This is a genomic window from Gulosibacter sp. GYB002, from assembly GCF_036577665.1.
GTDB lineage: Bacteria > Actinomycetota > Actinomycetes > Actinomycetales > Microbacteriaceae > Gulosibacter > Gulosibacter hominis.
In genome coordinates, this window is sequence record NZ_JARBDD010000013.1 from 188,432 (window position 1) to 197,175 (window position 8,744).

5 protein-coding genes and 1 pseudogene are annotated in these 8,744 nt (G+C 60.2%); 5 read left to right on the top strand and 1 reads right to left on the bottom strand.

From position 1 onward, the window contains the following. Positions 1–47: 47 nt before the first annotated feature. Complete coding sequence (locus tag PV375_RS07965; protein ID WP_041630930.1) at positions 48–305, bottom strand: helix-turn-helix domain-containing protein; 258 nt, start codon at positions 303–305, stop codon at positions 48–50. A 371-nt stretch (positions 306–676) separates the two neighbouring features. Between PV375_RS07965 and PV375_RS07970 the strand changes: the two genes are divergently transcribed. The 5 genes and pseudogenes from PV375_RS07970 to PV375_RS07990 all read left to right on the top strand — a co-directional run bounded on the left by PV375_RS07970 (position 677) and on the right by PV375_RS07990 (position 8,551). Continuing rightward, positions 677–1,198 (top strand): ECF transporter S component, encoded by a 522-nt coding sequence (locus PV375_RS07970; protein WP_332106851.1) that lies wholly within the window; start codon positions 677–679, stop codon positions 1,196–1,198. 37 nt (positions 1,199–1,235) lie between these two features. Beyond that, the gene (locus PV375_RS07975) at positions 1,236–3,518 is read left to right on the top strand and encodes an ATP-binding cassette domain-containing protein (RefSeq protein WP_332106852.1); all 2,283 of its coding nucleotides are present in this window, start codon (positions 1,236–1,238) and stop codon (positions 3,516–3,518) included. Between the two features lie 35 nt (positions 3,519–3,553). Next, entirely contained in the window at positions 3,554–5,296 is a 1,743-nt protein-coding gene (locus tag PV375_RS07980; protein WP_332106853.1) for an ABC transporter ATP-binding protein, read from the top strand. A gap of 14 nt (positions 5,297–5,310) precedes the next feature. Then, entirely contained in the window at positions 5,311–7,053 is a 1,743-nt protein-coding gene (locus tag PV375_RS07985) for an ABC transporter ATP-binding protein (protein ID WP_332106854.1), read from the top strand. Between the two features lie 270 nt (positions 7,054–7,323). After that, positions 7,324–8,551: pseudogene (locus tag PV375_RS07990) on the top strand (IS256 family transposase). Positions 8,552–8,744 lie beyond the last annotated feature (193 nt).

Genomic DNA, 8,744 nt, shown 5'->3' on the forward strand with positions numbered 1-8,744 from the left:
GGGAGGCGACCGCCGTTTGAGGCTTGATGGTATATGCCTGCTTCATCTCACTCATTACGCCCGTCGCCGGTTCCTTCCTCATAACAGTCTTCAAAAGCCAGAATGTCGTTGGGTGAACAATCCAACGCTTTACAAATCCGCCCAAGTGTCGCGGTGGTAACCGTCTGATTTCGACCCAGCTTCGTGATGGTTGATGAGCTCAGACCGGCAAGGTCTCTGAGCTCGCCCTTCCGAATTCCTCTGTCGATAAGCAACTTCCAGAGGTTTCTATAGTCCTCGCGAGGCGCGTTCGATGTGTCAACCATGCAGCCAGAATACCATATCGCATGACTATTCGTGCGATACAGCCAGCTTTGATCAAGGTGTACATTTGGGTATCGCATGACGCCCTACCGATACTTTTTACACCCTCGGGTGCTGCAGTGACTCGCAAACCCGGATCAGCTCTGCCCAGAGATCCTCAGCGGTCACTTTGCGTCCTTTCAAAACGCGAGAAACCCCTCGAGCTGCGTCTCTACGTAGGCTCAACGTCTCGCTCAAGGGACTTAACCTCGGTCGGGAGTTAGGTTAGGCTTACCTAAGTGGAAGGAGGTTTGCTGTGACAGACCGATCCGGTACAGTTCGACGCTCAGCTCGCGGAGGATTAACCGACTCAATTCTAGGTACCCGAAATCTCATGATGGTGGCCTCCCTGTCGGTGGTCGGCCTCATCATCCTCATCCCACTGAACTACATCGCGCCGGCGGGTGCGGCTTCGCAGAGCGCAGTCTGGCTCGGGGTGTCCCTTCTCGGACTTTGGGTCATTCCCTACCTCCTTCCTCTGGCCGTTGTGCGAAGGCCGGGCGCTTCGCTGCTGGCCGCGCTGATCATCGGAGTTGTGAGCGCATTTACTACTCCCACTGGGCCTGCCGCGATTGTCGGTAACGTCATTGGCGGGCTCCTGGTTGAGTTTCCCATGGCGTTGATGCTGTACCGGAAGTGGACGTGGTGGGCGTATCTGATCTCCGCCGCATTCTTCGGGGCATTTAACAGCCTGTTGTACCTCACGCTGCTCAAGCACGCGGTGGGAATCTCGGTATCGGGACTGATCGTGCTAGCGGGAGTCACGTCGTCCGTCATTGGCGGTTTGGCCGTCGTCGGACTAACCCGTTTGCTCAACAATGCAGGCGTAGGCGTAGGCGTAGACCATCGTGAGTGAAAGGCTGGCCTCCACTTTGAGCAGCGAGCAACGGTCTGTGAGCGAGTCCGCGCGGGCGCTCCTGGCGGTTGAGGATCTTTCCGTTCACTACTTGGGTCAGGACCGGTGGGTGCTGCAACGTCCAAGCCTGGTCCACCTGAGCGGTCAGGTAACGGCCGTCATTGGGCCCTCTGGATGCGGTAAAACTACCTTCGTCCGAGCCGTGTGCGGCCTTGTGCCCCACTGTCTGCCGTCCGAATACTCCGGCAGCGTTCAAATTACCGGCGCCGAAATCTCCGACGCCACGGTCCAGTTGATCGCTACCAATGTCGCCTACGTGGGACAAAATCCGGATGCCGCAGTCATTACCCGTACGGTGTATGACGATGTCGCGTTTGCGCTGCAGAACCTCTGCCTGCCTGTTCCTGAGATTGATCGACGGGTACGCGAGGCATTGGCTGCGGTTGGTCTGGAGACCAAGCTGTGGGAGAGCCCATGGAGATTATCGGGCGGCCAACGCCAGCGCCTAGCGATCGCGGTAGCACTGGCTATGCAGCCCCGCTTACTAGTCCTCGATGAGCCAACATCGATGATTGACACGCAAGGCACGGACGAGTTTTACAGCGTCATCCAACAGCTGGTTAGCGATGGCGTGGGCATCGTGGTGATCGACCATGACCTCGACCCGGTCCTACCCCTGTGCGATCACGTCATAGCGCTCAACGCGCAGGGCGCGGTGATCGCGCAGGGAACTCCACATGAGGTTTTTCTCAGCCATACCGCGGAACTTGAGGCGTGCGGAGTGTGGCTGCCCCGTGCGTTACGCGACGAATCCCCGCACCACGCCTTGACCTGCGAGCAGGCGGGCATTCGAGTTCCCCGCATCACGGATATCTGTGGTGATTCGGTGCAATATCAGCGGCGCACCGAAGCAGGATGGGAAACCATCGATCCGATTGACACGCTCGACGGTGGAGGCAGCGCCACGGTAGAGCTGGCAGATTTCTGTGTTCCCGGACGTTCCCCAGCTATCTCTATGCGGCTACGGGGTGGCGAGTTTATCGCCCTTATAGGGCCGAATGGCGCAGGCAAAACATCCCTGCTCGCGGCGCTGGCGGGTCTCATACCATCAAAGGCACAACGCGCTACGGTCTGCGGAGAGGTTGTGCGGCGAGGGCGGCACCAGGTCGGCTACGTGTTTCAAAACCCGGAACATCAGATGGTTTGTTCCACCGTGGCTGGCGAAATCTCCACGGGGGATGTTTCCGCGTCTAAAGCCGAGGCTATTGTGGAGCAATTCCATCTCTCCCAGTATCGAGACCAACACCCGTTGACTCTCTCAGGCGGCCAGATTCGTAGACTATCGGTGGCTACGATGGTCGCCGAGAGCCGCGATGTGATTGTCCTTGACGAGCCCACGTACGGCCAGGACTGGGCGAATACCTGCGAACTCATGGCCTTCATCGACGAACTGCGCGCTGAGGGCAGAACCGTCATCATGGCCACCCACGACCTAGAACTTGCCCTATCACGCTGCAGCCACATCATCGCGCTACCTGCTGCCGTTAGCGAAACTCGTGAAAACGCCGCATCCGCAGCACCAGCGAACCCGCCTTCGCCGTCCGTGCCCCGTGGACTCTTCTCATCGTTCAATCCTGTGACGTTGCTATTGGCGCTAATCCCGGCGATGGTCATGGTGTTCGTATGCAAGGACCCGGCCGTCAATGTTGGAGTGCTCATCGCAGCGAGCCTGGCCATGGTAGCCGCGAGAGCGAGTCGCGCTCGAACGGTCATGTCACTGCTAGCACCCTGGGTCATCGCAGCTGTGCTACTGCCGGTGTTCCGCTACAACTACACCATTGAAGAGGTCAGCCCACTCTACAATCACGGTGGCGAGCTTGCGGCAGCGAGCGGTATCGGGGCACTGTTGTCCCTCATGCTGCTTTCAGGCATCAGCACTCATCCGGAAGCGCTGCTTCGCACGTTGACGACGACGTTCAAGCTTCCCCATCGGGTCACTGCGGCGGGAACTGCGGCTGTCGCCTTCGTCACTCGTTTCCGGCAAGATTTCCAGCTGTTGCGCACAGCGCGGGCATTGCGGGGTATTGGGGCATCATGGGGGCCGTTAGCGCCCGCAATTCGATGGGTGGGTTCCCTCGTGCCACTGGCGATCCTCGCCGTCCAGCACGGCGAACGGGTTGCCCTGTCGATGGATTCACGTGGCTTTAGCGCCTATCCGCGGCGCACGGAACTCCAACACACACCGTGGCAGGTGCGAGATTGGTGCCTGGTGGGCCTCCTATGGGCCGTTACTGCGTTGCTGTGGTGGTGGCGCCAATGAACGTTTCGAAAGACTCGACTCGACAGGAGCCCGATGTGAGTATTTCCGTCGCCGCACTAATCCGCCCGGCCAAGGGCGCGATGGTCCTTTCCGCAGTCCTCACAGCCTTAAGCGCTATCGTCACGCTGGTGCCGTTCGTCGCCTTACACAACATGGCCGCGATCTGGCTTGACGGGCAGGTGCGCACCGGCTGGACCGGAAAGCCGTGGGTTTGGGCCGTGATAGCGGTGCTTTCGCTGTTCGTGGGCCAATTGCTCTACCTGTTTGGATTGGGTGTCACCCACGAGGCAGAAGCCAAGCTCCGACATCGGTTGCGCGGCAATGTGGTCCAAGCGCTGGGCAGTTTGCCCTTGGGTAGGGTCTCGCAGGTGCCGCACGGGGCCATCCGCAAGATGGTGTGTGACGATACCGCAGCCATCCATACTCTCGTTGCGCATGTTCCCGGTGATGTCACCAACGCCGTGGTCTCGATGGTCGTAGGCCTCGGGTATCTCGTGTGGGTCGATTGGCGACTGGCGCTCGCGCTCTTTGGAACGTGGGCCGTAGCGATCATGATCATCGTCAGCACGACCATGCGCGGCTATAGCGATATCACCGAGCGATTCGGACATGCCCAGACCGCACTGGCCGCAGCCACCGTCGAAATGCTTGAGGGCATTAAGGAGATCAAGAATTTCCAGGCCACCGATGCGACCCGAACGCGCTTTAACGCCGCCCGCCAGCAATTTTCTGCCATCTCCTTCGACTGGGTTCGTCGCTCCGGCAGAGCGATTAGTCTGCTCGGTTCGCTACTGCGTCCAGCCACGGTCTTCGTCACGGTCGCGTTACTGGCGGCGCTATTCGTCGCACAGGATTGGAGCACGCTGTCGGCGACGCTGCCATTCTTCCTGATCGCTCCCGGTATCCCGGAGGGGTTCACGGTGCTAGTCGGTCTGATGCAGCATATCTATGAGTCGCAGCTGGCGGCTCGCACCACGGCAGAGCTGCTTTCCGAGAAACCCATGCCCGAAGGCAGCCGCACCCAAGAAGAGGGCCCAAACCCCGGCCAAGTTGAGGTCTGTGAGGTTTCCTTCTCCTACGAGCCTGACGTGCCCGTTGTGCACGGTGTCTCCTTTAAGGCTGAGCCCGGAACGGTCACGGCTCTGGTGGGCCCGTCGGGCGGAGGGAAGTCCACACTGGCCCGGCTGATTGCGCGCTTTTACGACGTCAATGATGGCGTGGTACGCATCAGCGGTGTGGATGTGCGCGAGGCGAGTTTTTCGTGGCTACTTTCCCGCGTCGCGATCGTCCTACAGGACGTAACGTTGTCGAACGATTCGGTCCATACCAATATCGCGCTGTCGAAACCGTCGGCAACGCGCGCCGAGGTCGAGGCAGCAGCCCGTGCGGCATGCATCCACGATCGCATTATGCGTCTGCCCGAGGGGTATGACACCGTGCTTGGCGAGGTTGGTGGCTTCCTCTCGGGCGGTGAGCGGCAACGCATCACCCTGGCGCGAGCATACTTGCAGGATGCGCCGATCTTGATTCTCGACGAGGCCACCGCGCAAGCAGACCCCCAGTCGGAGCGTGCGATCCACGAAGCGCTCAGCACCTTGGCATCCGGGCGCACGGTGATCATCATCGCGCATCGACTCGCCACCATCCGAGACGCCGACCAGATCCTCGTGATTGAGGACGGCCACATCACTCAGCGTGGTAGGCACGAGGACTTGGTCGACCAAGCGGGGACCTATAGCGAGATGTGGCGGGCCCAAGAACTCCATTACATGGCCTAAGGAGAGACACGCTCATGTGGAAACTAATGATCAGGGTCGTCAACAGGGCCGAGTTGCGTACGTTGGTGGGCTGGTTCGCCTTCTCCGCTGTCCTACAAGGCATCACACTGGCGTTGATGATCCCCTTCCTTCGGGCATTATTCTCCCGCTCTGAAACCCTTGGCACCTGGCTCGTCGTCGTTGCCATCCTCGGCGCGATCACGGTGACGGTCGACACCTTCGCGATGTACCGCTCCTATCGGATCAGCGTCTATGAAGTATGCGATACCTTAATTGATCGCGTAGCAGATCATGTCTTGCAGCTGCCGCTTGGGTGGTTTAATGCCAAACGCGAAGCGGACGTGGCTAATGCGACATCCAAGGAGATCAACACCCTGTCGCATCTGGCATCAATGGTGATCCCGAACCTGTGCAACGCCTTCATCGTGCCGTTGGTGATGCTCGTTGCCACCGCATTCATTGAGTGGCCGTTAGCTGTGGTCATGGCAGTGTCGATCTTGCCGTTTATTCTCACGTGGCGGAAAATGTCGGCGGCAACAACCAGAGCCAATGACATGGAAGACCGTACCTCGGCCGCCGCAGCCGGCCGGTTGATTGAGTTCGCCAGGCTACAACCGGTGCTTCGAGCCACGGGTGCCGCAACGTCGTGGGACCCCGTACAAGATACTCTGCAAGCCGACTCTGAGGCGACGTTGGCCGGGCTTCGGATCAAGGGCCGACCTGCCCAAGGATTCAACCTCATCGCTAACGTGACTTTCGCGGTGGTGCTCGCCTTGGGGCTGTCGTTCGTGACCGGAGCGCGTCTGGACCCGATAGCGTATCTGGTGATCGCGGCGGTCAGTGCGCGCATGCTACTGCCGCTCACAAAAGCCGCGCTCTACGCATCTGAGGTCGATAACGCCGCAGTGGCGTTGCGCCAGATGGGAATAATCCTTGATGCCGCGCCACTTGCCGAACCTGATTCCGAGCAGGCACGGGAACCGCGTGGGACGTCGATTGAATTCCGAGGAGTGTCGTTTTCCTACGAGTCAGGCCGGCCTGTCCTAGACGATGTCTCGCTCACCGCCCCGCAGGGAGCAGTCACCGCACTAGTGGGGCCGTCAGGGGCCGGGAAGTCGACGATCTTGCGTCTCACCGCAAGGTTTTGGGATGTCGACGCCGGTAGCGTGACCATCGGTGGGGTGGACGTGCGCGAGATTCCAACCACGCGGATCATGGAGCTGACCTCGATGGTGTTCCAGGACACCTACCTGTTTGACACCACGATCCGGGAGAATCTGCGGATTGCCCGTCCCAATGCGACGGACGCCGAGTTGGAAGAAGCAGCTCGCAAGGCGAGACTTGATCGGGTGATTGAGGCGCTGCCTCACGGTTGGGATACCGAAGTGGGGCCTGCCGGGCAGAGCCTGTCTGGAGGTGAGCGCCAACGAGTGGCAATCGCTCGGGCATTCATCAAGGATGCTCCGATACTGCTGCTCGACGAGATTACCTCGGCGCTGGACGGCGAGAATGAATCGGCGATTAGCGACGTCATCAGTCAACTATCTGAGGGCCGCACTGTGATCGTGGTAGCGCACAGACTATCCACCATAGATAGCGCCGATCAGGTGGTCTTCCTCGAACCCTTAGCGGACGGTGCTAGCGTCGCCGAAACCGGCACGCCTAAGGAATTGTCTAGTCGGCCCGGACGGTTCCACGATTTCGTGGCTGCCGCCGATGCGTCGTATCGTTGGCAGCTGAGACACACCTCAGATTAGCGGACGCGGTCCCGGTGCCAGGCGCCAAGCCCTAAACCCACAGCTCGAATCGGAGTACCTCGACACGTTTGGCACACGTGGGGGTGCGGACATGGCGCTAGTGGGATCATTTGCGAACAGCATCTCGCTGATGAGCGAGGGCGCTACTAATCACCAAGGGAGTTGAGTCCCTCATAGTGGTGTAGCGGGGTGGTCGTGCTGGACAGCAGGGCGGTCACCGTGTGATCCTCGAGTTTCGTCCCCTACAACTCACTCGCGAAAGGCCACACGATGACCGCTACCCATATTGTCGACCCTGCCGGGCTGCTTGGCGAACTGCTTGCCGAGGCGTCACCTGTTGCAGACTGTGATCAACGAGTTGCTGTCTGCGGATGCTGATGCGGTTGCAGGTGCCGAGTACGGCCGCCCAGATCCCGACCGACGTGCCCAGCGCAACGGCTACCGCCACCGGCCTCTCGATACCCGTGTTGGGACCTTGGACATCGCGGTCCCGAAACTACGCCAGGGCACCTATTTCCCTGAGTGGCTGCTGGAGCGTCGCAAGCGCGCCGAGTCCGCATTGATCACTGTTGTTGCCGACTGCTATCTCGCTGGAGTCAGTACTCGCCGGATGGACAAGTTGGTCAAGACGTTGGGAATCGACCGGCTGTCGAAGTCCCAGGTCTCTCGCATGGCCGCCGAGTTGGACGAGCACGTCGCCGAGTTTCGACACCGTCCACTAGGCGATGCTGGGCCGTTCACGTTCGTGACCGCCGACGCGTTGACGATGAAAGTTCGCGAGGGAGGTCGTGTGGTCAACGCGGTCGTCATGCTCGCGACCGGGGTCAACGCCGACGGGCATCGCGAAGTCTTAGGGATGCGGGTCGCCACGAGCGAGACCGGCCCGGCCTGGAACGAGTTTTTCGCCGATCTGGTCGCCCGAGGACTGTCCGGGGTCCGGCTGGTCACCTCCGACGCCCACCAAGGCCTCGTGGAAGCGATCGCAGCGAACCTGCCCGGTGCCGTCTGGCAGCGTTGCCGCACTCACTACGCCGCGAACCTGATGAGCATCACTCCCAAGAGCTTGTGGCCGGCGGTCAAGGCCATGCTCCACTCCGTCTATGACCAGCCTGACGCCGATGCTGTTCACACCCAGTTCGACCGGCTGCTGGACTACACCGCCGAGAAACTCCCCGACGTCGCAGACCACCTCGATGCCGCCCGCACTGACATTCTCACGTTCACCAGCTTCCCGACCGAGGTCTGGTAGCAGATCTGGTCGAACAACCCCACCGAACGGCTGAACCGCGAGATCCGGCGCCGCACCGATGCGGTTGGGATCTTCCCAAACCGGGAAGCGATTGTCCGGCTCGTCGGCGCCGTCCTGGCCGAGCAAACCGATGAATGGGCAGAAGGCCGCCGCTACCTCGGCGTGGAAGTCCTCGCCAAGAGCCGCCTCAACCTGATCACCACACCCACAACCACGACCGATGCCGACATGCCCGCACTCGCAGGCTAAAACCCCAAACGAGAGGAAAACACCGTTACACCACTACAAGGGACTTGACCCCCAACTTGCTAAAAGTGAAGTGCCCCAGGTTTTGTTCCGTTTGAGTAGATGGGAAAATCTGGAACATGCCTAGAAAATTTGATCAGGATGCTAAGGACCGTGTGGTCCGCCTCGTGGAAGATCGCATCCTGGCGGAGAACAT

Coding starts and splice junctions, on each gene's coding strand:
- PV375_RS07985 (WP_332106854.1), top strand. CDS start 5,311: ATGTGGAAACTAATGATCAGGGTCGTCAACAGGGCCGAGTTGCGTACG.
- PV375_RS07965 (WP_041630930.1), bottom strand. CDS start 305: ATGGTTGACACATCGAACGCGCCTCGCGAGGACTATAGAAACCTCTGG.
- PV375_RS07970 (WP_332106851.1), top strand. CDS start 677: ATGATGGTGGCCTCCCTGTCGGTGGTCGGCCTCATCATCCTCATCCCA.